2 protein-coding genes are annotated in these 3,021 nt (G+C 68.7%); both read right to left on the bottom strand.

The features are described 5' to 3' along the window. Positions 1 to 250: 250 nt before the first annotated feature. A complete protein-coding gene (locus FCN22_RS21310; protein WP_137123570.1) occupies positions 251 to 1,768 on the bottom strand; it encodes a glycosyltransferase family 39 protein in 1,518 nt (505 codons plus the stop codon). 57 nt (positions 1,769 to 1,825) lie between these two features. After that, positions 1,826 to 2,875, bottom strand: a complete 1,050-nt coding sequence (locus tag FCN22_RS21305) for an LLM class flavin-dependent oxidoreductase (RefSeq protein ID WP_137123569.1) — start codon at positions 2,873 to 2,875, stop codon at positions 1,826 to 1,828. Positions 2,876 to 3,021: the final 146 nt, after the last annotated feature.

Here is a 3,021-nt window from a genome sequence, read left to right as displayed (position 1 = left end):
CTTGGTCGCCGACACGCCCACCACCACCGCGGCCTGCTCAACCGTCAGGCAATCGCGGACCTGAGCCCAGAACCGATACTCCACCTCAACCGGCAACCGCGGACTACCCCGACGAGCACTCATCTGCACACCTCTCAACGCCAGGTGTTGCAGTCACTCCTTGAGGCCAAGGCCCCCAGGAGGGTACGAAACCTCACGATGATTCCTCTGGGGTGAGCGCTGGGGTCGAGGCTGCGTCTGGGCCGTCGGGTCAGCCGTAGTGCTGGAAGCGCGGCCACAGCCTCGACCAGGGCGCTCGCGGGCCCCGACACACCGCGACCGGCTCGCCGACCTCCTCGTTGTCGACATCGTCCCGGTTGTGCAGGCGCCCCCTGACCTCACAGGTGGCGAAGTCGTCTCGCACGTCCGCGAACTGTCCGCCCACGATGACCACCGTCGTGGTCGAGTCGGGCGGTCGCCGGTCGAAGTAGAGCTGGTTGTGTGCGCTGTACGGTCGCGGCAGGCCGAGGTCAGGCCCGTAACGCACCAGCGCACCGGCCTCGCCGTAGTTGCTGGTGAGGAGCACCGGATGTTCGGACGCCGGGACCGAGCGGTAGACCATGGCCACCTGCTCGACATACTCCGGCCACCCAATCTGGTCGGCGACGGTCTGGTTGATCCCGGGGATCGGTGTGCTCGCCAGTGCCGAGGCGGGGACCAGCGGCAGCGCGATGAGTGCGGAGACGACCGCGTTCACGGGGATCAGGACCCAGGCCGTATGACGCCACGCACGCGAGCGGGCCAGGAACCCCGCAGCGGGCACGCAGCCGATGGCGAAGACCACCGCCAGCAGGCCGATCGGGTAGTAGAGCTGCCCACCCCCGACCCAGGTCTCGACCAGCAGCACCACGAAGGCCACGGCGAGGAAGCGGATGTGCCGCCATTCGCGACGGCGCCACAGGGCCACCAGGCCGGCCACCCAGACCGGCGTCAACGGCGGACCGAGCAGGATGAGCAGATAGGGCCACATGATCACGCGCACCGTGGCCGCGTTGTCGTCGCTGAGGGCCCGGCCCATGGCCAGCTGCGGCCAGTCGTGGGTCGCCTGCCAGACCACGTTGGGCACCGCCAGGACCACTGCCAGTGCCACCGCGAGCCACAGCCGCCGGTTGCGCAGGACACTTCGCGGCCCTACTGCCAGCACCCCGACGACCAGCGCGACCACCAGGAGCCCCACGAGCAGCTTGTTGTAGGTGCTCAGACCGAGCACCAGACCCGCTGCCAGCCACCAGCGCGGCTGGTCCCGGAGGACCGCCCTGATCACGAACAGGCAGACCAGCGGCCACACCACCACGTCGATGCTGGTGGTCAGCAGGACGTGCCCGAAGACGAGCGGGATCGCGGCGAAGGCGTAGGACCAGGCGCACAGCCCCTGTGCAACGGCCCGCCCCCCGACCTCGCGGGTGATGAGGGCGAGGACGAGCACCGAGGACACCGCGGCCAAGGTCGCCGGGATCCGTCCCGCCCAGGGCTCGGCAGAGACGAGTGCCGCCGCCCGGGCGAGCAACGGAGTGAACGGCGGCTGGTCGACATACCCCCAGGCCGGACGCAGCATCCGGAAGTAGAGCTCGTCGCGCTCGAAGCCGTAGGGGTTGCTGGTGAGGGTCAGCACGAGGGCCAGTGCGACCATCGCGGACACCACCCGGCGCGCCGCGAACGCTGGCGGTTGCGCCGGCGCACCACGACGGCCTGACACCGACTCGACCAGCATCGTCACACCGACCAGCATGTTCCCGAGACCTGCCGGTCCACCAGCCGATTTGAGGTGAGGGGCCGGGCTCGCTCCTCAGCCGATCTTGGGCATGACCTCCTCCGCGAGAAGCCGCAACTGCTCGTCGACCGTGGCGACGCCGTCGAGCGCTTGTCCTGTGAAGGCCTTCACCAGGGACGCGTCCGTGATGGCCGCGATGAAGTGGTTGACACCCGTGCCCTCGATCTCGGCCTTGATCTTGGCGGTGACCTCCTCGGGGGTGCCGGCGACGGAGAGCTTCTCCGCGAGCTCCGGGCTGGTCAGCTCGATGCCCTTGGCGAGGTCACCCGCCCCGATGGCCTCGATGATCGGGGTCAACGAGTCGGGATCCACACCGTTGCGCTCGAGCTGCTCGGCAGGCATCGAGGAGGCGTAGATGCCGACCATCGACCGCGCGGCCTGCTTAGCGGCGGCGGAGTCCCGGCCCACGGCAGTGACGACCCATGCGCCGAAGTCCATGTCGTCCGGGTCCTTGCCGGCACGCTCGGCGCCGATGCGGAAGTGCTTTATGCCGTAGTCGTAGGCCTCCCGGGTGTAGCTGAGTGCGTGGTGGCAGCCGTCGGAGAACTCGCCGGCCGCCTCGAAGGACCTGGGGCCGCGCATCGACCCGATCTTCACCGGCAGTCGCTCCTGGACCGGGCGGGCGAAGGTGAACAGGCCGTTGTACTGGAAGAAGTCGCCGTCGTAGGTGATGGTGCCCTCGTCGAGCAGCGTGCGGATGACGTGCACGCCCTCCTTGACGCGCGACAACGGCTTGGTGTCGGACCAGTCGATGCCGTACTGCGCGAGCAGTCCGAAGTTGCCGGAGCCCAGGACGACCTCGGCCCGCCCTCCGGTCAGCTCGTCGAGGGTGGCCGCAGCCTGTGCGATCAGGGAGGGGTCGCGCAGAACCACGCCCGAGACGCTCGGGCCGAAGCGGATGTTCGTCGTGTCCCTGGCGGCCGCGGCGAAGAGCAGCCACAGGTCCTTGTGCCACGTCTCGTCCGCCGCGTAGCAGGCGTAGTAGCCGAGCTCGTCCGCGAGCTTGATGGCTCGCAGGGACTCCTCGAGCGGGTAGTCGGGGAGCATCACGTAGCTGAACTTCATGGCGTTCTCCTTTGCCCTGGTTCGTTGCGCCCCACCGGGATCGGCGGGGGTCGTCCACGAGTGACCACCACCATGTCAGGACTCGATGTTGGCCATGACGTGCTTGATCCGGGTGTAGTCCTCGAAGCCGTACATGGACAGGTCCT

Origin of the sequence: Segeticoccus rhizosphaerae (genome assembly GCF_005222685.1) — a bacterium.
GTDB classification, from domain to species: domain Bacteria; phylum Actinomycetota; class Actinomycetes; order Actinomycetales; family Dermatophilaceae; genus Segeticoccus; species Segeticoccus rhizosphaerae.
Note: the sequence above shows the minus strand (reverse complement) of the source record. Positions and strands in the feature narration are given on the sequence as shown.